This window comes from Anthropogastromicrobium sp. (assembly GCF_037349415.1).
Lineage (GTDB): Bacteria > Bacillota > Clostridia > Lachnospirales > Lachnospiraceae > Anthropogastromicrobium > Anthropogastromicrobium aceti.
In genome coordinates this window covers 1-26,970 of record NZ_JAXWCK010000048.1, presented here as the reverse complement: position 1 = coordinate 26,970, position 26,970 = coordinate 1, and the positions used below count along the sequence as shown (strand labels likewise).

Annotated in this window: 17 protein-coding genes; 15 read left to right on the top strand and 2 right to left on the bottom strand. The window is 42.8% G+C overall.

Features of this window, described 5'->3' with window-relative positions:
* Positions 1-15 precede the first annotated feature (15 nt).
* The 7 genes from rsmH to mgtE all read left to right on the top strand — a co-directional run bounded on the left by rsmH (position 16) and on the right by mgtE (position 13,233).
* A complete protein-coding gene (gene rsmH / locus WJP93_RS11310) occupies positions 16-1,074 on the top strand; it encodes a 16S rRNA (cytosine(1402)-N(4))-methyltransferase RsmH (protein ID WP_337548391.1) in 1,059 nt (352 codons plus the stop codon).
* A 40-nt stretch (positions 1,075-1,114) separates the two neighbouring features.
* Positions 1,115-1,990, top strand: coding sequence for an SGNH/GDSL hydrolase family protein (locus tag WJP93_RS11305; protein WP_337548385.1), 876 nt, complete (start codon positions 1,115-1,117; stop codon positions 1,988-1,990).
* A gap of 98 nt (positions 1,991-2,088) precedes the next feature.
* Positions 2,089-3,465 carry a sodium-dependent transporter gene (locus WJP93_RS11300; RefSeq protein WP_337548383.1) on the top strand — a complete coding sequence of 459 codons (1,377 nt, stop codon included), beginning with the start codon at positions 2,089-2,091 and terminating at the stop codon, positions 3,463-3,465.
* Positions 3,466-3,632: 167 nt separating this feature from the next.
* Positions 3,633-4,415, top strand: a complete 783-nt coding sequence (locus tag WJP93_RS11295; protein WP_337548382.1) for a ZIP family metal transporter — start codon at positions 3,633-3,635, stop codon at positions 4,413-4,415.
* Positions 4,412-7,894 (top strand): PD-(D/E)XK nuclease family protein, encoded by a 3,483-nt coding sequence (locus WJP93_RS11290; RefSeq protein WP_337548379.1) that lies wholly within the window; start codon positions 4,412-4,414, stop codon positions 7,892-7,894. The genes WJP93_RS11295 and WJP93_RS11290 overlap by 4 nt, the downstream gene beginning before the upstream one ends.
* Complete coding sequence (addA, locus tag WJP93_RS11285; protein WP_337548378.1) at positions 7,887-11,702, top strand: helicase-exonuclease AddAB subunit AddA; 3,816 nt, start codon at positions 7,887-7,889, stop codon at positions 11,700-11,702. The genes WJP93_RS11290 and addA overlap by 8 nt, the downstream gene beginning before the upstream one ends.
* A gap of 52 nt (positions 11,703-11,754) precedes the next feature.
* The gene (gene mgtE / locus WJP93_RS11280; RefSeq protein ID WP_337548377.1) at positions 11,755-13,233 is read left to right on the top strand and encodes a magnesium transporter; all 1,479 of its coding nucleotides are present in this window, start codon (positions 11,755-11,757) and stop codon (positions 13,231-13,233) included.
* Positions 13,234-13,257: 24 nt separating this feature from the next.
* On the opposite strand, the gene WJP93_RS11275 is transcribed toward mgtE, so the two are convergent.
* Complete coding sequence (locus tag WJP93_RS11275; RefSeq protein ID WP_066557542.1) at positions 13,258-14,091, bottom strand: pyridoxamine kinase; 834 nt, start codon at positions 14,089-14,091, stop codon at positions 13,258-13,260.
* Between the two features lie 33 nt (positions 14,092-14,124).
* A complete protein-coding gene (gene argC / locus WJP93_RS11270) occupies positions 14,125-15,072 on the bottom strand; it encodes an N-acetyl-gamma-glutamyl-phosphate reductase (protein WP_118615365.1) in 948 nt (315 codons plus the stop codon).
* Positions 15,073-15,300: 228 nt separating this feature from the next.
* Here argC and WJP93_RS11265 point away from each other — a divergent pair, with 228 nt between their 5' ends.
* The 8 genes from WJP93_RS11265 to WJP93_RS11230 form a co-directional block, all read left to right on the top strand.
* Positions 15,301-15,993 carry a hypothetical protein gene (locus WJP93_RS11265; RefSeq protein WP_337548376.1) on the top strand — a complete coding sequence of 231 codons (693 nt, stop codon included), beginning with the start codon at positions 15,301-15,303 and terminating at the stop codon, positions 15,991-15,993.
* Between the two features lie 276 nt (positions 15,994-16,269).
* On the top strand, positions 16,270-16,497 hold the full coding sequence (locus WJP93_RS11260; protein ID WP_118615341.1) for a helix-turn-helix transcriptional regulator: 228 nt from the start codon (positions 16,270-16,272) through the stop codon (positions 16,495-16,497).
* Positions 16,498-16,725: 228 nt separating this feature from the next.
* Positions 16,726-17,388, top strand: coding sequence for a hypothetical protein (locus tag WJP93_RS11255; protein ID WP_337548373.1), 663 nt, complete (start codon positions 16,726-16,728; stop codon positions 17,386-17,388).
* Between the two features lie 7 nt (positions 17,389-17,395).
* The gene (locus WJP93_RS11250; protein ID WP_262539167.1) at positions 17,396-17,830 is read left to right on the top strand and encodes a phage holin family protein; all 435 of its coding nucleotides are present in this window, start codon (positions 17,396-17,398) and stop codon (positions 17,828-17,830) included.
* Complete coding sequence (locus WJP93_RS11245) at positions 17,830-25,158, top strand: DNRLRE domain-containing protein (RefSeq protein ID WP_337548371.1); 7,329 nt, start codon at positions 17,830-17,832, stop codon at positions 25,156-25,158. Before WJP93_RS11250 ends, WJP93_RS11245 begins: the two co-directional genes overlap by 1 nt.
* A gap of 66 nt (positions 25,159-25,224) precedes the next feature.
* Positions 25,225-25,860, top strand: a complete 636-nt coding sequence (locus WJP93_RS11240) for a hypothetical protein (RefSeq protein ID WP_262539220.1) — start codon at positions 25,225-25,227, stop codon at positions 25,858-25,860.
* A 212-nt stretch (positions 25,861-26,072) separates the two neighbouring features.
* A complete protein-coding gene (locus WJP93_RS11235) occupies positions 26,073-26,621 on the top strand; it encodes a hypothetical protein (protein ID WP_262539221.1) in 549 nt (182 codons plus the stop codon).
* 66 nt (positions 26,622-26,687) lie between these two features.
* The coding region (locus WJP93_RS11230; protein ID WP_337548369.1) for a hypothetical protein at positions 26,688-26,970 on the top strand (283 nt) is incomplete at its 3' end.

The following is a 26,970-nucleotide window of genomic DNA, read 5'->3' as shown; positions in this document are numbered from 1 at the left end:
CAAGCAGGGGACGATATGCAGACACCGCACAAAAGACGTGTGCGTTATAAAGGAAAATATCCGAGAAAATTTGAGGAAAAATATAAGGAGCTGCAGCCGGAAAAATATAAAGAGACGGCTGAGCATATCATTCAAAAGGGAAATACCCCGGCAGGAACACATAGACCAATCTGTGTGGAAGAAATTTTATCTTTCTTAGATGTGAAGCCAGGACAGATAGGTGTTGACGCGACACTTGGCTATGGAGGTCATACACAGAAGATTCTTGACTGTCTTAAGGGTGAAGGCCATTTGTATTCACTTGATGTCGATCCGATTGAGTCAGAAAAAACAAAGAAGCGTCTGAGAGATCAGGGTTATGGTGAGAATGTATGGGATGTTTGTCTGATGAATTTTGCAAATATTGCTGAGATTGAAAAAAAGGCTGGAAAGCTTGATTTTGTGCTTGCTGATCTTGGCGTTTCTTCTATGCAGATCGATGATCCGAAGCGCGGCTTTTCTTTTCGCGAGGAAGGACCGCTTGATCTTAGATTAAATCCGCAGGCAGGAGTTCCGGCATCAGAGCGTCTAAAAGAAATGGATGCAGAAGAGATTGAGGGTATGCTTTTTGAAAACTCAGATGAACCGCTTGCAAAAGAGCTTGCAAGAGCAATAATGTCAGCAAAAAGAAAGAAGCAGCCAATTGAGACAACTAGTCAGCTTAGGGAGATTGTAGAGCAGGTCGTTCTTCGCACAAAGCCGGAAAATCCGAAGGAAGCTGTAAAAAAGACATGTCAGCGAGTATTTCAGGCGCTGAGAATTGATGTTAATAGTGAATTTGAAGTGTTAGATTCCTTCTTAGAGGCGCTGCCTCATATATTGAAGCCGGGCGGAAAGGCTGCTATATTAACATTTCATTCTGGTGAAGACCGCATGGTAAAAAAATCATTCCAGTACTACGCAAGAGAAGGCATTTACAGCGACATCGCAAAGGACGTTATTCGTCCGTCTGCAAAGGAATGTGCATCTAATCCAAGAGCACGCTCAACTAAGTTTCGCTGGGCAGTTCGCTCTGATGTACAAAAATATGAGTAAAACAGGCAAAACGGTCAAAAGATCAGGAGAGACAACTAGGATGAAAAGAAAAGTAAAAGTTATTTTGACATCAGCAATCTTTACATTTTGTACAGCAATTGGCGGCTGCAAGGCAGTAGAGTCAAAGCTTGAGCCTGTTTATGAAGCTCTTTTGCAGGAGGATTCTGTACAAGAAGAAAAAAGTGTGCAGGCAAGCGAAAATCAGGAAATGTCAACGAAAGAAGATTTGTCTGAAAAAGAGTCGGCATCTGTTGAGGATAAGGAAAAGGAAACGGTTGGTTTTACAGCTGTCCCGGCAGGAACGGTAACAGTTGAAGAGGCAAACAGCAGCGCTGGGCCGATTCGCCTGGCGAGAGATAAAAAAATTTTGCTGACAGGAGATTCCAGAACTGTTTGTCTTTACTGCTCACAGATATATGACGAAGCAGAGTATCCAAAGCATGTTTTTTATAACATTGATGAAGCAACCTTTACAGGATATACAAACGAAAGCATTGTAGTGGCAAAGGGAGGCGAGGGCTGCAGCTGGATGCGTGCAGTTGGTATTCCTAATGCAGTATCTCATCTTGAAGAGGCCGATGCGCTTGTCATCTGGTTTGGCGTAAATGATCTTCATGTCGCCTCCGACTACATTAATTATGTAAATGGTCTTGTACAGCAATATGATATTCCCATTTACTATATGACAATTGGACCGTGCAACGGACATTGGGAGCAAAAAAACAGTGAGGTGTTGGCATTTAATTCGGCGTTGACACAAATGCTTGATCCTAAGGTTACTGTGATAGATGCGTATAGCTATATCAAAAACGGATTAGACAGCGGTGTATTTGCCACAATGGACGGACTTCATTATGATTATTATACAAGTAAAGCGATTTATGAGTTTATGGTGGAACAAGTGACAAATCCGTAAGTAAGCATTGCACTGTAAAATATTTTTGTGTATACTGGTACGGTATGGCGTAAAATTCTGCGCAATAACGTTATAAATAGAAAAGGAAGGGTGAAGTTTTGAGTAAACATGAAAACAAAAAAAGAAGCAGCTTCTCAGGCAAGTTAGGATTTGTCTTGTCAGCAGCAGGTGCTTCAGTAGGCCTTGGCAACATCTGGCGATTTCCGTATTTGGCAGCAAAATACGGCGGAGGAATCTTTTTGCTGATTTATATTATATTGGCACTGACCTTTGGCTACAGTATGATTGTTGCAGAGACTTCAATAGGACGAATGACAGGAAAAAGTCCTGTCGGTGCATTCCATAGCTTTGGAAAAGCAAAATGGCTGTCATTTGGCGGTTGGATCAATGCAATCATCCCGATTCTGATTGTGCCGTATTATTCAGTAATCGGAGGATGGGTTATCAAATATTTATTTGAGTATATGACTGGACATGCAGGGACAGTCGCAGCAGATGGATATTTTTCTTCATTCATTTCTAGTGGTGCAGCCACAGAGATCTGTTTTTTAATTTTCGTATTTATTACATTGGCGATTATCTTTGCAGGTGTTCGAAATGGAATTGAGCGCGTATCAAAGTTTATGATGCCAGTACTCGTTGTGCTGTCTGTCATTATCGCAGTATATTCTGTTAGCAGACCGGGCGCTATGGCAGGTGTGAAGTATTTTCTTATTCCCAATGTAGAAAACTTCTCATGGATGACAGTCGTATCAGCGATGGGACAGATGTTTTATTCACTGTCAATTGCGATGGGTATTTTGATCACATTTGGTTCTTACATGAAAAAGAATGTGTCTATTGAAGATTCAACAAAAAATGTAGAAATCTTTGATACAGCGATTGCGATTATGGCAGGACTTATGATTATTCCGGCAGTATTTGCATTCTCCGGTGGTGACCCAGATGCACTTCAGGCAGGTCCGGCACTTATGTTTATCACTCTTCCAAAGGTATTTGCTAATATGGGCTTTGGAACAGCAGCAGGTATTTTGTTCTTCTTGCTTGTATTATTTGCAGCCGTAACAAGCTCCATTGCGCTGACTGAGAGTGCAGTTTCCACATTTGAGGACGAGCTTGGCTGGAATCGTAAGAAAGCTACACTTGTGCTTGCAGTGATTATGGTATCACTTGGAAGCCTTTCATGTCTTGGATATGGTCCGCTTGCAAATGTAACGATTCTTGGCATGCAGTTTCTTGATTTCTTTGATTTTCTGACAAACTCTGTTATGATGCCGATTGCAGCAATCATGATCTGTCTTCTTGTATCAAGGGCAGCAGGAATCAAGGCAGTCGAGGCAGAAGTTTTGCATGGAGAGGGAACATTTCGCAGAAAGAAGATTTTCTGCGTGATGATCAAGTACATCTGCCCAATCTTTGCAGCAATTATTCTTATTAGCTCCGTTGCAAATGCATTCGGATGGATTTCAATGTAATTTAGTAACAGCACTGACATAAAGCCAGTGCTGTTATTTTATTAAAAAATTTATATAGATATCTTTTATCACTAACCCTTCTTTTGGCATGTTTTGATTTCACTTTCCCTTTCTTTTGTGTATACTATAAATAAGTGTAATTATAAAAAAGAAAGGGATGATAAATAATGATAGCTTCTATCGCACAGGGACTTTTGATCCCGTTTGCAGGAACATCGCTTGGCTCTGCCTGCGTGTTTTTCCTGCGTAAGACATTAAATAAACAGATACAGCGAGCGCTGACTGGATTTGCGGCAGGTGTCATGGTAGCTGCTTCTATATGGAGTCTGCTGCTTCCGGCAATTGAGCAGTCAGAAAGCATGGGAAAGCTTTCCTTTATTCCGGCAGTTGTCGGCTTTTGGATTGGCATTTTCTTTTTGCTGTTTCTTGATCACGTCACACCGCATCTTCATCTAAACAGCAAAGAATCTGAAGGACCAAAGAAAAATTTTTCGCGCACGACAAAGATGCTTCTTGCCGTGACAATTCATAATATACCAGAGGGAATGGCAGTTGGAGTTGTGTATGCCGGATGGATAAGCGGCGATTCAAATATCACTCTTATGAGTGCTATTATTTTATCACTAGGCATTGCGATTCAAAATTTCCCAGAAGGAGCAATTATTTCAATGCCGCTTAGAGGTGAGGGTATGAGCCGCCCAAAGTCATTTTTAATGGGTGTGCTGTCAGGTGCAGTAGAGCCAGTGGCAGGTGTACTTACGATACTTGCGGCAGGAATCATAGTGCCGGTGCTTCCGTATCTTTTAAGCTTTGCAGCGGGGGCAATGCTGTACGTAGTAGTGGAGGAACTGATTCCGGAAATGTCAGAAGGCAGCCATTCCAACATCGGAACTGTCTTGTTTGCAGTGGGTTTTTCGGTTATGATGATTCTAGATGTTGCGCTCGGGTGACAGGAATCAGAAAGAATGGCGTTACAAATCAGGAAGGAAAAAAGAGCATGGCACTTCAGTTTATTTCAGGAAATAGTATATCGGACCGCACGGCGGTAATGTACGAGACAATCTGCGCACAAGCATGCAGACATCCAGATAAAAATTATATATTTCTTGTGCCAGAGCAGGCAACCTTGCAGGTGCAAAGAGAACTTTCAGCCGTGCATCCAGATCATGTGCTTGGAAATATTGATGTTGTGAGTTTTGGCAGACTGGCACATCGTCTCTTGAATGAACAGGCAGGAAAGCAGGCAGTATTGCTTGATGATACAGGAAAGTCGATGATTCTTAGGCGCATTGCAGGAAAGGAAAAGCAAAGCCTTGAGGTATTTGGACGCAATTTAAATCAGAGCGGTTTTATTCAAGAGCTAAAATCAGTGATCAGTGAATTTAGTGCCTACAAAGTCACCTCAGAAGTTTTAGAGGGAGTTCTTCCAACTCTTGAAAAGCGTCCTGCTCTTCAAAAAAAGCTGCGTGATATTGAAAAGGTCTATACTTTATTTTATAAGGAGCTTGGAGAGGAATATTTAACAGCAGAGGAGCTTCTTGGCGTTTTGTCACGCCTTGTGCCGCAGTCAGAAAAAATTCGCGGAAGCATCATCATATTGGATGGCTTTACAGGTTTTACACCGCTGCAGTATCAGGTATTAGAGGAAATGCTCCAATGCGCAGAGCATGTTGTATGCGCTGTTACAGAGGATGAAAAGGGTGGCCGGGAAGAATTGTTTTCTATGAGCCACGAGATGAAAAATAAGCTTTTTGCGCTTGCAAAGGAACATCATGTTTCATGTGAGGAAAAAAATCATCGCTACGTGACAAAAAAACGAGAAGTGGCCGAAGAGCTTGCACATCTTGAAAAGCAGCTTTATCAGGTACCGCCGAAATCATGGAATAAGCAGACAGATGCAGTTAATATTATTGCTGCGAAAAATCCATCAGAAGAGCTTGGCTTTGTGCTTAGAAAAGTTTTGTCTCTTGTGCGCGAAGGATATGCGTACCGCGAGATTGCAGTAGTCGCCGGTGATTTGTCTGTTTATCGTGATGAAATTTCACATGTATTTGATAAGGCAGGCATTCCTTATTTTATTGATCAGAAAAAAGGATTAAATACACATCCTTTGATTCAATTTGTAAAAAAAGCTCTTGCTGTTTTAGAGGAGCAGATGAGCTACGACAGCGTGATGGCATTTCTTCGAAATCCATATGTAGTAAGCGATGAGAATACGTTTGACGGAGACATTCTCTGTGAGGACTTAGACCGCCTTGACAATTATCTGCTTGCAGGCGGTATTGAGCGAATAAATAGATGGAAGCATCCTTGGGTTATGCCATATGACAATGCAGATGAAGAAGATTTATCACGTCTTAATCAGCTTCGTGAGCAGATCTTTAACTGGTTTGTGCCGCTTCGCACTGTCTGGGAAAAGCCTGATACAACTGTGCGCGAGGCTATGACAGCTCTTTTTTCATTCATGCAGCAATTTGATATCGCATATAAGCTAAAAGTACAGCAAAAGGCTTTTCGTGAATCGGGGGAGAAATATTTGGCAAGCGAGTATGAGCAGGTCTATGCAAAGGTGCTTGGTTTGTTTGATCAAATCGTAGAGCTGATGGGTGATGAAACATTAGAAGTGCGTGTGCTGTCAGATATTTTAGACTCCGGCTTTGAGGAGCTTTCGGTCGGCTTCATTCCAGCTGCTGTAGATCGTCTCGTTGTGGGAGATTTGATGAGAACGAGACTAGAGCATATTCGTGTACTCTTTGTCATTGGCTGCAACGATGGACTGCTTCCTAAGCGCGCAGACAGAGGCGGCATTCTTTCAGATTATGACAGAGAGATTTTAAAGGGCGCCGGTATGGAGCTGGCGCTCGCAGCGCGCGAGGAAGTATTTTGCCAGCAATACTATTTGTATCTGCTTTTAACAAAGCCGTCTCAAAAGCTTTATGTCAGCTTTAGTGAGACATCAGCAGACGGAAAAGCACTTCGCCCTGCTCATTTAAAAAATGTGATCACAAAGCTGTTTCCAAAATGTCAGACATATGCGGCAGAAGACGCGTATCAAAAACTAGAGGGACTGATGCAAAAGGAAGACGGCTTTTTGCTTCTTATAAATGGTCTTCGCAGCTACCTAGATGGCGAGAAAGAGATGTGGTGGCAGGAGCTTTATCGTTACTACATGGAGGATGAAGCTTTTAAAGAGCGCTTAGATATTATGCGCGAAGGACTTTTCTATGGTTACAAGACAGAAAAATTAGACAAGCAAATCGCAAAGAAGCTGTTTGGCGGTGATCATGAGATTTCTATTTCACGTCTTGAAAAATATGCAGCCTGTGCGTATGCTCACTTTTTAACATATGGCCTTCAGCTACAGGAACGCCGCCAGTTTGAGCTTGGAGCAGCTGACTACGGAAGCCTTTTTCATGCTTCAATTAGTCATTTCTTTGAGCTTCTTGAAAAACGCCATTTAAATTGGAGAGAAATTACAGACACACAGAGAAATCAGCTCGTCGAGGAGAGTGTGGCAAAGGCTATGGAGGAATACCAGACAACTGTTTTCGACAGCAGTGCGCGAAATAAATCCATGGCAGGACGCATACGACGAATGACAGACAGAACACTCTGGGCGCTTGGCTGTCAGTGGGAGCATGGTGCTTATGAGAAGACATGGCACGAGCTTGATTTTGGAAGAGCCGGCGGCAATGGCGTGACGCTTCCAGTCGAGGAAGGCTTAGAGCTGTCGCTTCGAGGAAGGATTGACCGTGTGGACTTTGCCGAGGAAGACGGTTCACTTTATGTAAAAGTCATCGACTACAAATCAGGAAGTACAAAGCTTGATCTTGGAAAAGTGTATTATGGACTGCAGCTGCAGCTAGTGCTTTATTTAGAGGCAGCAATGGCTATGGCGGCAAAAAGAAATCCTAACCGAAAGCTTATTCCGGCAGGAATTTATTATTACAACATGAAGGATCCTATTGTGTCAGGCTTTGATATGACAAAGGAAGAGATAGAAGCAAAGCAGCAAAAGGAGCTTAGAATGAATGGCCTTACAAGTACAGAAAAGGCATCACTTCTTTTGATTGATGCAGAAGGCGGAAATGTCGTGTCAGGATTGGAGTACAAAAAAGATGGCAGTCTGTCATCACGCGCACTTGTAGCAAATGCAGATCAGATGCATGAGCTTGGTCACTTTGCCAGAAAAAAAGCACTCGATCTGGCACGAGACATTTACGGAGGAAAGATTGACGCATATCCGTATGAATATAAGAAGATGAATCCGTGTGAATACTGCGAGTATGGTTCTGTCTGCGGCTTTGATCTGCAGCTTGAGGGATGTCATTACCGCAGGCTTTCTGCGCTAGACAAGGACGAGGTATGGCAGGAAATTGCGCGAGAGGAAAATAAGCAGACAGACAAAGAGGAGAGGGAAGATGGCTGACAATATGACATGGACAAGTGAACAAAAGCAGGTCATTGACCTGCGTGACAGAAGTCTTCTTGTTTCAGCGGCAGCAGGAAGCGGAAAGACGGCAGTACTCGTACAGCGAATTATAGAGCGCATTTGTGACGAATCACACCCAGTTGATATTGACCGTCTTCTTGTGGTGACATTTACTAACGCTGCGGCAGGTGAGATGAGAGAGCGTGTGCAGGCAGCAATTGCAAAGCGTGTAGAGGAGAATCCTGACAATACTCATCTGCGCCGTCAGGAGGTATTAGCTGGTCATGCACATATTACTACGATTGACAGTTTTTGTTTGTCAGTGCTTCGCGAGCATTTTCAGGAGATAGAGCTTGATCCGGGCTTTAGAATTGCAGATGAGGGCGAATTAAAGCTTCTGCAGGCCGATGTACTAGAGGCACTTTTAGAGGAGGAGTACGAACAGGCAAGTGAATCATTTATTCATTTTATGGAGGCATATGCACCAGGAAAAGATGACGAGCGTGCCGTGCAGTTAATTTTGCAGCTCTATGGCTTTGCAGTGGCAAATCCGCGTCCAGAGGACTGGCTTAATCATTGTCTTGAAAGCTACGGGGCAGAAAGCATGGAGACGCTTGAAAAGCAGCCGTGGATGTGTACAATGACAGAGCAGCTAAGGACAATCCTTTCTGAGACGGCAGCGCTCTATAAAAGAATGATCGCTGTCTGTAAGGATGAAGGCGGAATGGAAAGCTACGAATCTGTCCTTTTATCAGAGCAGCAGATGATTGAATATGCATCAGAGGTATCAAAGTATGATGAACTTAGAGAACGTGTCAATCTAATTCGCTTTGGCAGCAAGCCGCGAAAGAAAAAGACTGATTCTTTCAGCGAGGATAAGGCAAAACGTGTCTGGGATATGAGAGAACAGGCAAAAAAGCAGATAAAATCGCTGTCAGAGGATTACTTTGCCGATGATGACGAGCGTCTTCTTCAAAAGCAGCATCTTGCGGGGGTGCAGGTAAAGGAGCTCGTGCGCCTGACACATGCCTTTCTTTTGCGCTACAGCGTAGCAAAACGAAAGAAAAATCTTGTCGATTTTGGGGATCTGGAGCATTTGGCATTAAACGTGCTTAGCGAGAAGACACCAGACGGTGAGAAGCCAACTTTAGTAGCAGCACAGTATCGTGAAAGCTTCGAGGAGATTATGATAGATGAGTATCAGGACAGCAACTACGTACAGGAGTTGATTTTGACAAGCATTTCAAGGACAGATCCGCCAAATCTTTTCATGGTAGGAGATGTTAAGCAGAGTATCTATCGCTTTCGTCTGGCGCGCCCAGAGCTTTTTATGGAAAAATATGAGACGTATACAAAAGAGGAGAGCGAACATCAGAAAATAGAGCTTCACCAGAATTTCAGAAGCCGAAAAAGCGTGCTTGATTCAGTAAACTTTTTCTTCTATCAGCTTATGCATAAGGCAGTCGGAAATGTGGAGTACGACAAGGACGCAGCGCTTTATCCAGGTCTTGTGTATGAGCCATGTGATACGCACCCGATAGGAGGTGCCACTGAGCTTATGCTTCTTGATCTGGAGGATGTGACAGAGGATAGTGATGATGTTGTTAAGCCAGAAAATGAAGATACACAAGCTGTCTACAGCAGCAGAGAGTGGGAAGCGGCAATGATTGCAGAAAAAATCCGCGAGATTACCGATCCAGAGTCTGGTCTTTATATCTGGGATAAGGAGCAAAAAACATATCGTCTGACAGAGTATCGTGATATTGCGATTTTGCTTCGCACTGTGTCTGGCTGGGCAGAGGAATTGATTTCAGTGCTTCTTTCAAAAGGAATATCAGCATCGGCTGATACTGGAAGCGGATATTTTAGTGCACTTGAGGTTCAGACTATCTTAAATCTGCTTGAAATTATAGACAATCCACTGCAAGATATTCCGCTTGCAGCGGTAATGCACTCGCCGATTGGCCATTTTTCCAGTGAGGAGTTAGCCATTATCCGCGCAGAAGAACCGCCGTCACAGTGTAAGCACCTTTATGATGCTGCCACATCATTTGCACAAAAATATAGTGATCCAGCCGATGCAAAAAACAAGGAAGGCTATCACGAGCTGGCAGGCAGACTTCGCACATTTTTTAATCAGCTTGAGACATACAGAAGAAAGAGCCGATATCTTTTGCTTCGTGAGCTTCTTGTCTATGTGTTAGAAGACAGTGGATACTACGAGTTTATAAGTGCAGTGCCTGGCGCTGCGACAAGAAAAGCAAATCTTGATATGCTTCTTGAGCGTGCTGGTGCATTTGAAAAGACAAGCTATCAGGGCGTATTCCAATTTGTCCGCTACATCAACAGACTAAAGAAATATTCCGTTGACTATGCGTCAGCGCAGGAGCTTGACCAGAATCAGGTGCGTGTCATGAGTATTCATAAGAGCAAAGGTCTTGAATTTCCTGTATGCTTTGTGGCAGGTCTTGGAAAAAGCTTTAACAAGCAGGATGTGAATGCGTCAATGCTGTTTTCTGTTGATTACGGCATTGCAACTGATGCAATAGATCCGACACTTCGCACAAAGGAGAGCACAGTCATGAAGCAGGCCATGAGAAGCCAGCTTATGATTGAAAATCTTGGCGAAGAGCTTCGTGTTTTATATGTTGCCATGACGCGTGCAAGGGAAAAGCTGTATCTGACAGGTGCAAAGGATCATCTTTTTGACTACTTGGAAAAGAAAATTCATGAGACAGACAAGACAGCGCGTGAACTTTCATACAGCCAGCTTACGATGGCAGGAAGCTTCTTAGACTGGATTACAGCAGCAGCCTGCAAGCACAAAAGCTTTAAGGCAATTTATGAGCAGCTTGGAATAAATGTGCCATTTGACGGTGTGTGTTATAAAGACGAAAGTCCACTGTCAGTTTTGCTTGTGACAAAAAGCAGTCTGTCTATGCAGACGTCACTTTGGCGAGCAGAGGAAGCAATGAAACGCACGGCACTTGAAAACTGGAAAAACGAAACTACAGACGAGACATCAAAGGAGCTGATCGAGTCACGCTTTTTGGTGCGCTACGATGACAGCCCTCTATCAAAGCTGCAGGCGGCATTTACAGTATCAGAATTAAAGACACGCCACGAGGAGGAAGCCTTTGCAGCAAGTGGATCAGACATAAGAGAGCCTGCTGCACAGCTTATAAAACAAGAATCCGAGATGCAAGATCAGAAACTTCTGCCAGATGAAGAACTTCTTCCAGAGTTTTTACAGCAAAAAGATAAGATGAGCGGTGCGGCGCGCGGTACACTTTATCACTGGCTTTTTGAACACTTTGATTTTACAGGTGATTTAAGGGCGCAGCTTTCCTCATTTATGCAGCAAGAGCTTATAAGTACTGAGGAGCGAAAGAGGATTCGTATAGCAGATTTTGAATATTTTGTGCAGACACCTCTTGGTAAAAAAGTCAAGCAAGCGCAGGATGAAGGAACGTATCACCGCGAGATGCCGTTTATACTTGGAGTGCCGGCTAAAGAGATGATAGAAAATGACAAAAAGCTGTCAGAAAAAGATGAGAACGAGTATGTCAGTGTACAGGGTGTCATAGATGCCTGGATAGATGGTGAGGACTATATCACGCTGATAGACTTTAAGACAGACAAAAAGCCAGAAGATATGACAGATGAAGAGTTTAAAGAGCTGCTTAAAAAACGCTACCAGGTACAGCTGTCATACTATAAGCGTGCTCTTATGCAGATGACAAAGCGGCCTGTGAAGGAAGCATGTATTTATTCTGTCTCAATCGGACAGACAATCTTTTGTTGACGAGCAAATGGCAAAATGATATACTTTTAAATTAGTAAAGGGGGTGGACGAAATGGACAACGAAGAGCTAGAACAGGACAAGGCCAAGGATGAGGCACTCGAAAAGGCATTAGAGCAGGAAACAGAAAACGAGACGCCGTCAGAAGATGAGACGTTTGCAAAGCCCGATTACGAGTCAGAGATCATAAAGATCATAAGAAGCACCACCTCGCCAAAGGTTACACGTGAAAAGCTTGAGGATTATCATGCAAATGATATAGCTGATGTTCTCGAAAAGCTGACAGTAGTAGAGCGAAAGAAGCTTTATAATATCCTGAACATGGATATGCTTTCAGATGCATTTGAGTGCATAGATGATGTCAGTCCGTACCTAGAGGAAATGGACATTAGAAAGGCAGTTGAGATCATAAGCAGCCTGGAAGCCGATACAGCAGTTGCAGCGCTTCGAGGACTTGATAAAGTCAGACGCTCTGTCATCATTGATTTGATGGATCAGGAGTCCAAAAAAGATATTATGCTGATCGCATCCTTTGATGATGATGAGATAGGAAGCAGAATGACAACAAACTGCATAGTGATCCGCGAAAATCTTACAGTCAAGGAGGCTATGCGTTCACTTGTAAAGCAGGCCGCTGAGAATGACAATATTTCAAAGATTTATGTGGCTGATGAGTCTAATACCTTCTGTGGTGCGATTGATCTAAAGGATCTGATCATTGCAAGAGAAGGCACAAGGCTTGATGATATGATCGTCACCTCATACCCGTATGTATATGGCCACGAGTCTATAAGCGAATGTATTGAAATCTTAAAAGACTATTCAGAGGATTCCATTCCTGTACTCGACAATAACAATAAGATTCTTGGTGTCATCACGGCACAAAATATTATTGAAGTTGTTGATGAAGAGATGGGAGAAGACTACGCAAGACTTGCTGGTTTGATGGCAGAGGAGGACTTAAAAGAACCACTATTAGACAGTATGAAAAAACGTCTTCCGTGGCTGGTTGTTTTAATGTTCCTTGGAATGGTAGTCTCATCTGTTGTAGGCATATTCGAGTCAGTAGTCTCACAGCTGACAATTTTAATGATGTTTCAGTCAGTCATTCTTGGTATGTCAGGAAATGCAGGAACGCAGTCACTGGCAGTTACAGTTCGTGTTTTAATGGATGAGAATCTTGAAGTAAAGCAAAAGATTGGTCTGGTTGCAAAGGAAGTGCGCGTTGGCTTTGGTGATGGACTTTTGTTGGGAATATTGTCATTTATAGTGCTTGGCATTTTCATCATGATTGTAAAGGGTCGTCCGGCAGGCTTTGCATTTGCTGTGTCAGGCTGCATTGGACTGGCGCTCATGTGCTCCATGGTGATTTCAAGCTTGACAGGAACTTTAGTTCCTATGTTTTTCAACAAGATTGGAATAGATCCGGCAGTGGCATCAGGACCTCTTATTACAACGATCAACGACCTTATAGCTGTTATCGTTTACTATGGACTGAGCTGGCTGTTTTTGCTTGAGATGATGCATTTTTGATAAAAAGAAAGGGCGTAGCTTTAGCTACGCCTTTAATTCGTTTAAAACCTCCTCAAAGCAGACACCGTCTGTTCTAGGACATTCAAATTCCTCTGTTATTTCAATGCAGCGCTGCACAAATGCGCTTGCCTTTCGCACAGAAGTCTCAAAGTCTACATTGTTGGCACAGTCTGCCGTCAAAATCGCAGCAAAGATATCGCCTGTTCCAGAACGCTCCTGTCCAACGCGTTTTCTTTTCACTACAGAAGGTGTACCGCCTGATTCACATATAACATTTCCTATAAAAGTTCCCATAGAGACACCAGTGATTACTACCTTAGACGGCCCCATGGCAATCAGTGAAAGAGCTAGTTCAGACAGCTCACTCATCTGCCAGTGACCATCGTGATATGGCGTGTCAGTTAAAATGCAGGCTTCCGTCAGATTAGGTGTAAGAATGTCAGCAAAATGTGCTAACTGCTTCATCTGACTGCACATCTCTGGCGTGAAGGTCTGATAGGTGCGTCCGTGATCACCCATAACAGGATCAATTAAAACCTTAGTAGTTTCATCCTTGAAATCGCGGATGAAATTTTTTACGATTTCAATCTGACGCTCAGAGCCTAAAAATCCAGCTGCAATACATTCAAAGTGGAGATTTAACTTCTTCCACTCAGCGATGTAGGATGGCATTTTCTCTGTGTAATCGTCAAAGTAAAAGGACGGATATCCCGTATGATTGGAAAAAACGGAGGTCAGCACCGGACAGCACTGAACCTTCATTTGAGATATAATGGGCAGAGCCACTGTTACAGAACAGCGGCCAAAGCCAGAAAAATCGTTAATCAAAGCAGCCTTTGGCTGATGGCGAAGTGACATAAATAAATCCTTTCTCATTTTGTATTCGCTGTTTTAAAGATTTAGTCCCTTCGTTTCATCACATCCAGTCATAATGTTAAAGCACTGAATAGCTGCACCTGAAGCACCCTTACCAAGATTATCGAAGACACTAGACAGCTGAATACGATTTTCATTTCCAGTGATATAGATCTGCATGCCATCATAGCCGCTTAAATGATTGCCACTTAAAAATCCAGACATTTCGCTTTCAGCGCCGAGTGGCATAACCTTTACGAAAGGTTCATTTGCATAGTAGTCAGCAAAAAATGCCTGTAAGGATTCTGGAGTCTGAGTGGTGTTTAACAGATCAGTGTACAGAGGAACATTGACAACCATTCCGCTGTAATAATCGGAAACAATAGGGGTAAACAGCGGAGCACGGGATAAGCCTGTGATAAGGCGCATTTCCTTTAAGTGCTTGTGCTGCTGAGAAAGACCATACTCGCGAGGTGCATCAAGCTCTGCATCACGGTCAGATGCCTCATACTGCGCAATCATTTTTTTGCCGCCGCCGCTATAACCAGTCAGAGAAAAAGAGGCAACAGGGTAATCTGCCGGGAGAATGCCGCCTGCGATCAACGGGTAAACGAGTGAGATAAAGCCAGATGCATGGCAGCCAGGATTAGCGATGCGCTTGCCGGTTCTAATAGCCTCGCGGTGCTTAGCGGAAAGCTCCGGGAAACCATAAGCCCAGCCAGCTTCAGTACGGTGCGCAGTCGAAGCATCAATAATGCGCACATTCGGATTTGTTACAAGTGCAACAGCCTCTCTGGCTGCGCTGTCAGGAAGACAAAGAAATGTGATATCAGAAGAGTTTATCAGGCGGCTGCGCTCAGCAGGATCCTTTCGAAGCTCTGGTGCGATAGTTAACAGTTCAATGTCGTCGCGATTGTCAAGACGCTCGTGAATGCGAAGTCCTGTGGTGCCTTCGCTTCCGTCAATAAATACTTTTGTTTTCATGAATTGCCCCTCTTTTCTTTGGGATGATGTATTACAATGGTGTCGTTGCCATTATAGCAGACCTGAAAAGGGTGCGCAAGCCAGAAAATTTATGGCGGAGGTTCGAAAAACGACAGTTTAAGTTAATAATCGTTTAAGAAAATCTTAAATTGACAAGATATGTATAGTGTGTTACTTTACAACTATAGAGTAACAAGAGCTGTAGAAAATTTTAAGGAGGGAAAACAGATGAGTCATAATAAGATTTTGAGAACTGTATTTGGTATTTCGACAGGAGCGTTATTGTTTGGAATGAATATGATGCAAGTACCTTTTGCATCGGAAAATATTACAGAGACAGAACCTCAGAGCATATCAGAGGAAAACACAGACGTAATTGATAATCAGAAGTTGTTAGAGATTGATCAGGATCAGCTTGATACCGGTGTTGTTTATGTAACAACAAAAGACACCTATTTTTATTTTCCAGATGGATGCAGTGATGATGCTAATCTTTTGGGATGGGCAGTTAAATGGATGCACGAAACTTGGTATCAAAACTCAGAAAATGACATTGATGTTTCTGCAAAGGTTTTTGTGATATCAGAAGAAACACAGGATGATACAATTACATTGTTTGGAATTACCTCATATGAAAGCAATGCAGACTATACAGGAAAATATGCGGTGTCAGCAACCTTTGAAAAAGACAGTGAGAATACATTCAAATTTGTGGATTATTGGGAACCATTGGATTCAGATGAGATCAAGTCAATTGAAGCACGTTTTCCAGAGGAAGATTGGGAAACGGCAGAGGATATGACGAGATATGATGAATTACTTTCTGATGAGGAAGACGTTATAGGAACGTGTATTGTAGTATCGGGAAATAGCCCGGCAGAAATAATAGCAGATCTGTATGACAAAATGTGTGGTAAGTAGTGGGTGACCATGGGGACAGGTCTGGCGGACTTTTAATTGGGTACAGTGGCTTGATTACTGTCCCGGTGGTTTACAATTAAGTTATGCAAAAGGCGCCAGAAGCTGCAAGAGCGGCTATGGCGTTTTTTTTGTGTGAGAAAAATTTTTAAGTGGGAATGCTGATTTACAAAAAAAAAGAACAAAAGTTCGCAAATAAGGGTTGACACAGCAGAACAAATGTGCTACAACAATGATTAGAACTAATGTTCATAAGTGTAACGAAAGAGGGAATTGCGGATGAAACGATACTACAATACGAAGGGAAGCGCAGAGCGAATACGTCAGTTGAGAAAGAGAAGTCATGTTACTCAGTCAATGCTTGCAGAACAGGCAAATATATCGGTGGATACAGTTAAGAGGCTGGAACGGGGGAATGAAGGCAGTGTGAATGTACTTTTGGCAATAGCAGATGTCTATGATGTGTCATTGGATTATCTTGTTGGATGTGAAGACGCGGCTAGATAAAATATCAAAAAAATGAGACTCTTACAGTTTAAATTGAAGCTGCAGGAGTCTCATTTTTTGTGCTGAAAATAATAAAAAATTGCAAAAAGTGTAACATGTTCACCCCAAAAGTGGCACACGTTCACTGTTAAAAGAATGCTTGTTCTGATATGATAAGCAATGTCAGAGCAAGGAGGTCTGACAGGATGTGCTACACCGCAGCACGGAGAGAAAAATAAGAGGGAAGCGGTGAGAAAGGAAAAGGGAATAAAAATGACAGCAAAAGAACTAAATCTGGCAGCCAGAACTGTGTTTGCGGAAGCAGCAACCGAAGGATTGAACGGTCAGATGGCAGTGGCACAGACGATGTATGATCAACTGTATCACAACATCATTGGAGCAGATGGATCTGGATTTGGAAAAACACTTGAAGAAGTGATTCAAAATGCCTACACGACTCCGACTGAGCAGGATATTCGTGGGAGCAGCTGCCTTGAGGCTGTGATTCGAGTCTTTTTGGAGGGACAGAGGATTTTTACAGATCATTACGTGTATTTCTTTATGTCAGACAGAGGCAGCAGCTACTGGAGAAATTACTGGGATACCCATTACGTAAACATGGGAAAGTTAAAAAATCACACCTTTTGGGGCGTGCCAATTCCAGATGATGAGAAAACACAGCCGTTTGCCCGCTATGTGGCATCAGTGGATGATCCAGACGGATGGACATTTGTGTATGAAGAAGCCGGAAGTGACAAGGAACTTTTAGAAAGCTATCCTCGTCTGAATAATGGAAATCTTGTGGAAGTGCTTGGTACACAAAAGGGAAGTGATGGAGCAGTCTGGAACATGATTTCCATTGCAGGAGCATATGCCGGATATGTGAGAGCTGACCTGTTAAAGAGAAAGTAGGTGTGCGATGCTTGAGACATTGATTTTATGCATGGCACTGGACTACCTGACGGGGATGATGGCAGCAGGAATTTTTCACAAGAGTAAAAAGTCAGCCGAAGGAGGGCTGGAAAGCAGAAGTGGATGGAAAGGGCTTTGCCGAAAGGGGATTTCACTACTCATTGTATTAGTGTCATATCGGATGGATCTTATTGCCGGAACCAATTTTATCTGCAATGCGGTAATGGCGGCATATCTTGTGAATGAGTTGTTATCCATCACAGAAAATCTTGGGCTGATGGGCGTGCCGGTGCCAAAGGTATTGAGTGGTGCGATTGATTTGCTAAGACAAAAGAGTGAAGAGCAAAAAGTGTATCAGATGCCAAGAAAACAAAAGGCCAAAAGGGAACAGTTAATAAAAAGGGAAAATGAAAAATTAGAAAAGAGAGAGGAAAAAGAATAATGAATGGATTAAATGAAACAATTAAAACAAAGAAAATGCCTGAAAATGGCGAGACTGAGGCTGTAATCAATACAGAAGGTGCAGTTAATGCAGAAGCCGCAACTACAAATCGTATGTTTGTACGTGAATGTGTAAAAGAGAGAGGACGTTTTTCTCGTGTCTTTGAGATTAAGAATGGAGAAAAGGCAGCAGTAATCTATCCGAAGGCAGTTCACTTTCAGAAGAATGGTGTGTGGAAGTCCATCGACAATACTCTTGCACTTTCAAAGGATCAGCTTTTCTATGAGAATACACAGGGAAGAATGAAGGTAAGAATTGCAAGAAATCCAAAGTTTGCAAAGGCTTTAAAGGGTATCGTATCAGTCGCATCTGCGCATGATCAGGCAGAAGTATCATCTGTATCTAAGTTGAATCAAACAGGAAAAATGCCTGCATCATCAACTGAATCTGCAGCATTTACAGAGCTTGCGAGTGTAGAGAAGGACGGTTTTACAGTATCATGGGGATTAAAACCGCAGGATATTATGACTGCTATGTTGTCAGAAGAAACTGAGCGCTCAAAATATCTTAAAACTTCTGAATTTCAGATCAGTCCGATCCGTATGCAGACATCAGAAGAGAAACTTTTGAAGCTTGCTACGCTATCTTCAGCAGGATACTTTAAGGAAATCCTTCCGGGTATAGATATTCGTTACCGATTGGAATCAGAGGTAATGAAAGAAGAGATTTTATTGAAAAACAAAGAGGCGGCAACAGCCGAGTTTACCTTTGTGATGAAACATCCTAGTCTTGCAATCAAAAAGCTTGCAGACGGCAGCCTTGTATTGTGCAAAGAATTAGAGGAAGAGCAGACAGGAGAAACTTCTGATGAGGAGATCGTCTTTTACCTGGATCAGCCGATTCTATTTGATCAGAACGGTGCGGTATTAAAGGCAGATTACAAGATCGCGGCAGGAAATGGAATATCTGAGATCACGATCATGATGGATCAAGCATGGCTTATGGATGAAGAAAGAACCTATCCTGTTACGATTGATCCGACGGTGCGTATTGAGAAAAAGCAGACCACCATTGATGATGCATTTGTGCGTTCAAAAGATCCAAACAGCAGCTATGGCTATAACTTTAGTGAGCTGGAGGTTGGAAGAAACAGGCCGTATCAGGTTTGCCGTACCTTTTTAAAGTTTAATACACTTCCGAAGTTAGAAAAGGGAGCGGTAATCACGGACGCAAGATTAAACTTATATCAGTATCAGTTTTCAGCAGACAATGGACAGGGCTTTCGTGTCAGTGCTCATGAGGTAACAGGTGCATGGGATCAGCGTACTCTGACATGGAACAATCAGCCTTCCTTTAAGCCAGAAGCACTAGATTATCTGACACTGGAAAATACCAATGGCATGGCTGTGCCGAAGACATTTGATGTGACAAAGCTGATTCGTGGCTGGTACAATAATCCGTCTTCCAACCATGGAATTGCATTAAAAGCAGTCAATGAGAACGTGTATGCAACAGCGACATTGGTCTCCTCTGATATGCCGGTGAATAAATACGGTCTGACTGCGGACTGCTATCCGATTGGAATCGTGTACTATCGAAGTACAAAGGGTCTTGAGGATTATTATAGTTATCACGAGCAGGAGTTAGGACGTACCGGAAGTGGTTATGTAAACCGATATAATGGAAATCTTGTATTTATTCATGAAGATGAAGGCACAAGTGGTATTCTGATGCCGGTCAGTGTCAGTCATGTGTACAATCTTTCTGATTGTGATACAAAGAGTCGTTTCGGAAAAGGCTTTCGTCTGAGTCTGATGCAGGAATTAAAGGAATCCGGAAACAGTGATTTTCCGTATGTCTTAACAGATGCAGATGGAACAAATCACTATTTCTACAAAGATACCTCCGATTCCAATAAGCTCAAGGATGAGGACGGACTTGGTCTTGTAATTACACAGACTTCCAGCAATGAATATGATTCATATCGGATCATGAAGGATAAGGATGAGGTACAGTACATTTTTGGTCAGGACGGCTATCTGCGTCAGATCAAGGATACATATGGAAATGCAATGAAGTGCCAGTATGGGCCAAACAGTGCCGGAAATTACATTCAGTATGCAGAAGATCCGACAGGTGCGAGAGTTGTATTTAATTACAACAGCGATCTGACAAAGCTTGTCAGCATTACGGCAAATAAGAGAAGTACTTCCTTTGCATATGATGCCGCCGGTCATCTGACTAACATTACCTATCCAGATGGAAAGAGCAGTACATTTGGTTACAATGGAGATCAGTTAATTTGGGCGCAGAACCCGGACAAGAAAAGAATCACTTATGGATACCGTACCGATTGTGGTGTGCAGCGTATCGCCAAAATTGGTGAAGGATATACGGATGCAGCAGGGAGTTTCCATACAGGAACTGAGATTGAAGTTACTTATCCAGAGCTTGGAACAACTGTATATACAGAGCCGGGTCTGGATGGAAAGTTATCATCATCAGCAGACAACCATGTTTATACATGGAAATTTAATAGATTTGGTTCTCCTTCTGAGATCTCAGACAATGCCGGTCATGTCAGCACTTTCAGTCATTATGATGATGGTGCCAGACGTCATAAGCTGAGACAGTCGTCATTGACAGGAAAACTTGTAACCAATCTGCTAAAGAATACCGGCTTTGATGCGATGGGTGAGTTTGAAGACGGCTGGGGCAATGCATCCGGTCTGACAGAAGCGTCTGCATGGGGCGTTGAACGTGTTACGGACAAGGGATACTTTGCCGATACCTCCATTCGAGTCACAAAGACACAGAAAAACAGCTTTGCCGCTGTGATTCAGGAGGTCTGGTTAGAAGCAGGAACTTATACACTTTCTGCCTATACTTTTGTAAAGGATGTCGCAGCGGTTTCAAATAATGCACAGGCAGGAGCAGGACTGGCAGTTCGTTTTGCGGATAAGTCGATGGCATATGGACTGGAATTTCTGACAGGAAATGTGGACACCGATATTGACAGGGGATGGAAGCGAATCAGCCAGACCTTTACCGTAAGCAGCGCACAGGTTGTCACAATCTATGGTGGAATTTTCAACACAACAGGTACCGCATGGTTTGACTGTTTCCAGCTGGAGACAGGAGATCGCATGAGTGATTTTAACATGGTGAATAATGGCCGCTTTGCAAGAAACAGCACTAACGGTGTAAATGACTGGAACCATGTAAATCTGGTCGCATCCGATACAACAGTAACGGACAGTGAGAGAGGAAGTTGTCTTAGAATCACAGGAGAGCCGGATAAGGAAAAGCGTGTGCTTCAGGGAATCTATGCGAAGGGCGGCGAAGGTGACGTATTCCGTTTCGGTTGTTTTGCAAAGGCAGAAGCCATTCCGGGAAAGACGTTTCGTATTGCAGCAGCAGTCATCTATGCCGACGGAACCCATAAGTGGGAAAATGTGGATTTTGATCCATATCGAAGCGGCTGGCAGTATGTTTCCGGTGTGATATCTACTGATGATGAGGATTCTGTAACACACAAGCAGTATACTGCGGTTCATCTTTACATTATGTATGACAATCAGATGAATCCGGGATATTTTACAGATGTCCAGTTTATAAAAGATGACAGCTGGAGTTATACTTATGACAGCAAGGGAAACTTAAACACAGCCAAAAAGACAAGAGAAAACAATGCCTTCCAGCATAACAGTAAGGATCAGATCAGCCGTATGGCTGCAATGGACGGCACTGCCTATGATATTTATTACAATGCGCAGAGAATGCCGCTGTATGCAAAGAGTGCCGAGGGTCAGAGAAGCTATTTCTGGTACAACAAAAAGGGACAGCCGACAACTATGTCCATTGAGGCAGATAAAAATTCAGCCGCAGTTACAGTGGGAAGAGTGTACTATATTCGCCAGCAGCGTTCCGGAAAATATATAGATACCCAGCAGGGCGATACCACGTATTCCAATATTCAGCAGTATACATTCAATGGCTCAGATGATCAGAAGTGGAAGGTGGAGGATGCCGGAGAAGGCTATATCAAGCTGGTATCCCAGTCTGGAACAAAGTCAAAACTGCTTGACGTTTTAAATGGATGGAGTGCAGATGGAACTAACATTCAGCTGTATCCGGATCACGGTCATGATGCACAGAAATTCAAATTAAAAGCAGTAGAAGGAGGCGGCTACCAGCTTCTTGCCAAGTGCAGCAATGACGAAAAGTGTGTAATGGTTTCCGCAGGAAGTGCGCCGAATGATGTATTTGCAATCAGGGCGAATATTGAACTGGGAACGGCCGGTTCTGACAGTGAGCCGAGAAGTATCTGGTACTTTGAGCCGGCAGATGAGGGTGATGTCAGTGCGGCACCACAGGATGGAATGCTCCTTCGTATCCGTGCACGCCATTCCGGTCAGTATGTACGTGCAGCAAATGGCACCATGAGAATTGGAGATGGTCTGCAGCAGACCTACAGCTCCTTCTGGCCTGCCGAGGAATTTCTTCTGACAAAGGCACAGTCGGAAAACGGCACAGACTGGTACTATATAAGGACTGTTTTTAGACCATCCCTGTATGTGGATATCTGCAGTAAGGGAACGGATGGTTATGATCGTCCGACTTTACAGGAAAAGAGTGACGCAGACAGTCAGAAGTTCTGCTTTAAGAAACTTCGAACAGGCTATGTCATCGAGAACAAGTTGGGTTATCAGTTTGATGTAAAATTGGGAGATTATGCAAATCTGGCAGCAGTTATTGCAACAGGAACCCCGTCTAGTGTGGCATTTTCTGATATTCAGGACAACAAGGTTTTTGTACTGGAGAAGGTAGAAAAACGAATTTATTCTTACATGGGCTATACAAGTGATTTTAGAAATGTAGCGAGTGTAATGGATGCCAGACAGAAACGCGTTTCCTATGCATATGACAGTGATAACCGTCTTCTGACAAAGATGACCGATTCCAACAATCATAGTACACAGTATCATTACGAGGCATCAACAGATCGCTTAACAGGCGTAAGTGCAACTGCATCCGGGCAGACAAGGGATGTTTCCTATACATATGATGAGGGAGACCGAATCAAGAGTATCAAGCATGGTGGAACCACTTACGCATTTGAGTATGATGGATTTGGAAACCAGACAATGGTAAAGGCGGGCGACAAGACTCTTGAACGCTACGGCTATGCACCAAACAATGGTCCACTCAAGACAGTTACCTATGGAAATGGCGATACGCAGGAAATTCTGTATGACAAAGAGGAGCGCATCCGAGCCAGACGATGGAATGGAGAAAGTACAGATGCCGTGCGTTATGAGTATGATGATTACGGTACACTGGAAAAGGAAACCGATCTGGTAAATGGACGAATTGACAAAGATCAGTATGACATGACCGGAAGACTCGTACAGAGTACTACATTGGAAAAGAATACCGGGGCATCAGGTGAGCCAACCGTGGCAAACACTCATACAGTGCAGTCACTTGAGATTGGTTATGACAGTTATAATCGCGTAAATCGACTGGTGCAGAGTCTGGAGGGATCAAAGACAAAGACTGGACTGGTGTATGGAGATGCATCAAAGACACAGCGACCGGGATTATCTTATGGACTTACTGTCGATGGAACACAGAGACAAAGTTTAGCTTATGATGCGATGGCACGATGCACAAAGGAAACCGTGACACTTCCGGGTGGACAGAAGCGAGAAAACTGCTTTACTTATGGAACCCTTCGTCATCTGACCGATACGGACAGTCTTCTTTCTGCGATGTCAAATGGAACCGAGAGCTGGAGCTATGAGTATGACAATGTGGGAAATATCACAAAGATTACATCCGGTACGAAGGTCATCACATATCAGTATGATGAACTCAATCAGCTGATTCGTGAAAACAATGGTGTACTTGGAATTACGGTGCTTTATGCCTACGATGCAGGCGGCAACATGACTTCCCGAAAGACATATGCCTATACAGAGGGAGCGGTTTCAACGGTACAGACACAGGATCTTTTTACCTATCGCACCGATGGCTGGAAGGATCAGTTACTGTCCTGGAATGGAAAGAGCTATGCCTATGATGCAGGCGGTAATCCGACTGTGCTGCGAGGAATGGCACTGACCTGGGGAGAAGGACGCCGCTTAAAAAGAATTGTTGGAACAGCAGGAGAGGTTACCTTTGCCTACGACAGTGATGGAAAGCGCGTCAAAAAGACAAGCGGTAATACAGAAACAAAGTATTACTATAATGGAAGTACACTGAGCGGTCTGGTGAGAACCACAACTGGAAACACAGGTACTACTAAGATTACGGTACAGTTTGTGTACGATGCCGAAGGCAAGCCATTCCTGCTTCGATTAAATGGAAAGACAGACTATTTCTATCTGTATAATGGTCTTGGAGATGTTGTGGGACTGATTGACAGCAGCAATAAGGTAGTGGTAAGATACCAGTATAACAGCTGGGGCAAGGTTACTTCATCAGAAGATACCAGTGGAGTTTCTCTTGCAACATTGAATCCATTTTGCTACCGAAAGTATGTCTATGATTCAGAGACTGGACTGTATTGTCTGGGAAGCAGATATTATGATCCGGAAGTCGGAAGATTTGTGAATGCGGATGACACGGATGTGATCTTTGCGAAGCCACAGGAATTAGGAAGCAAAAATCTGTACGCATACTGCGATAATAATCCAGTAGCAAGAGAAGACTATGCAGGAGAGTTTCCAATTCCATGTATTGTCGGCGCTGTTGTTGGAGCTGCAGTTAGTGGATTTTCTTATGTGCTTACTAGTGGAGGTGAAATTGATGGTGTTGAACTGGCAAAGTCATGCCTGGTAGGTGCAATTTCAGGAGCGTTAGCGCCGCTGGATCCAATGAAGTGGGCCATAAAACCGCTGGTAGCGTGTGCAGCAGTAATTAATGGAATTAATACTGTAATTAATACGGAAGGAGACATTGGAACTCGTTTTCTTTGTGGAGCATTTGAAGCAGGTGCTACATATATATCAGGTGTTACAGCTAATAATTGGACGGGAGGAAAAGTAGTTTTGGAAACGGTATCTGCAAAGATAATTGGAAATGCAGCAGTTGGCTATACGGTTGGTCAAACAGCAGAGCTTGCGGCAATAGGACTTTCGGCGGCAGCAAAGTCCGGTGCAAATGCGTCAAAGAAGACAAATTCTGCAACGTCTAATGCGAGAACCACTAAACGGTCAAATACCAGAGTGATAACAACGGTATCTGGAAGAAAAAAGGTTATCAATAAAGTGAAGAAGCCAACAAGACGAAATACAAAGTTTCAGCGAGTATGTATGGCATAAGCTAAAATAAAAAGACAATGTTCAGGCAGGAGATTACTCCTGCCTGAGCGGCACGAAGGGAGAATTATGAAGAAACGGTGTATTTGGAATTGGTATAGAAAAAGAAAAATAGAATATTTAGATGAAGAGGATAGATGGTTTAAATATCTAGAATCGTTAGTACTTGGAATATTTATCGTTATTGGAGTTGCAGGGCCAATTGCAATATTAATTGCATTGTTTCTTGAAGCTGCGACAAAGTATCAAATGCCATTTCAAAACGCAATGTGTAGCGCAGGAGTTCAATTTATAGTTCTATTGCCATTTTTGAGTCCTTGCGAATATATTATTTACGCACAGGTATATAACGGTATAACTTCTTCTGGAGTTTATTATTTAAACGAAAGAGGAATTCAGCTTGAATATTGTATGCATATTTGCAAAGAAATAAGATGGAATGAAATTGATCGGATTGAGCGAAGAACTATAGATACTGGAGCAAAATATCCATTTGGTGAAAATGAGATCTTTTTTATCTTAAAAAAAGGTTGTAGCGAAAAAGAGAAAAAAACAAAAACGAGAAGTGCATACTTTTATGTTAATCATAGGAAACGAGTTATGTTGATAGGTTATTCAAAGGAACGCGAGGAGGAATTTCGCCAATATTGGGATAAAGAAATTAGAGATCAAAGAAAATGGACTCGAGGGATGAATCTTTTTTGAAACTTGAGAGATAGAACGAGCCATGGTGACAATGTCATTGGAGTGCGGATGATCCTGGTACAATTTTTGCAAAGCCACAGGAATTAGGAAGCAAAAATCTGTACGCATACTGCGATAATAATCCAGTAGCAAGAGAAGACTATGCAGGAGAGTTTCCAATTCCATGTATTGTCGGCGCTGTTGTTGGAGCTGCAGTTAGTGGATTTTCTTATGTGCTTACTAGTGGAGGAGAAATTGATGGTGTTGAGCTAGCAAAGTCTTGCTTAGTGGGTGCGGTTTCAGGAGCATTAGCTCCATTGGATCCCATGGATAAAGTAATAAAGGGATTTGTAGCTGGTGCCGCAATCATCAATGGAATTAACACGGCTATTAATACAGAGGGAAATTTTATGACTCGGATTATGTGTGGAGCTTTAGAAGCAGGTGCTACATATGTTGTGGGTGTTACAGCTAATAGGTGGACTTCTCCAGAGAAGGTAATTTTAGCGACGAAAGCAGCACAGATAATTGGAAATGCGGCAGTAGGATATACACTTGGTCAGACGGCAGAGCTTGCGGTAGTAGGAGTTTCAGCAGCAATCACTTCAAAGCCATCAGCAGCAAAAGCTAAGACTACAAGTGTGACAAAACCAAAAATAAAACTGAATTCAACTCCTTATGTTAAGAGTATAACTTCAGCATCTGGAAGAAAAAAAGTTGCTAATAAGGTGAAAAAGTCGTCACCGAGAAACGCGAAATTTCGTAAAATATGCATGGCATAAGTTAAAGTAAACGAGTTTATTCAGGCAGAAGAGATACTTCTGCCTGAATACTATGAGAGGAGGAATATGAGAAAGAAATGTATTTGGAATTGGAATTGGCATGCAAGAAAAGAAATAGAATATTGGGATGAATGGGGAAAATGGCATGGCTTTTTTACGGCACTATCATTTATAGGAAGTATTATTTTTATTATAGGTATTCCAATTCCGTATTTGATTGAATATTTTTTTGTTATATACGAAGAACCCTTTCAATATGCAATAACTGTAATACTGTTAACACTTCCATTTGTATTTTATATAGAGACTGTCTTTTATGAGAGAACATATGGAGGGATGCTTGGGGATG